Consider the following 427-nt stretch of genomic DNA (forward strand, 5'->3'; position numbering starts at 1 on the left):
GCGTTCTGACAAAGCGCTCTTCCATCATCGGGGGCGAAGCCTTCGGCAAGCTTTGTCATCGCTTCAATCGTGACTTCTTTTCCTTCGAGCTTTAAAGCCAAAGTGAGATTGCCACCCCAATACGTCAGGCCGCTTCGCTCCTTCCCATCTTCTTTGTAGTAGTAGCCAACGGCGTGAGCATCACTACTCTCATTTTTGAGATACGCGATAGCGTTCTGCACACCCGCTCTTGTTTGTTTTAGCGCAGTTACGTTTTGCATATGCCACTCCTATTTTTTTGTTTGCACATCAAATAGAAGTAACACGAATCAGAAAAATGACAATCAATCAAACCCAAACGGATTCTCATCACCAACGGGCGGCTTATCAATTTTGACTCGCACAACGTCTCTCGCGCCATTGCGCTTCAAGTGCTTTTCAAGAATAG

The 427-nt window shown here is 46.4% G+C and carries 1 protein-coding gene; it reads right to left on the reverse strand.

The features are described from left to right. Nucleotides 1-260: relaxase domain-containing protein (locus VG556_RS22580; protein WP_423180077.1), on the reverse strand; the 260-nt coding region annotated here is incomplete at its 3' end. Nucleotides 261-427 lie beyond the last annotated feature (167 nt).

Source organism: Stenotrophomonas sp. CASM106, from assembly GCF_049384825.1.
Classification (GTDB): Bacteria; Pseudomonadota; Gammaproteobacteria; order Xanthomonadales; family Xanthomonadaceae; genus Stenotrophomonas; species Stenotrophomonas muris.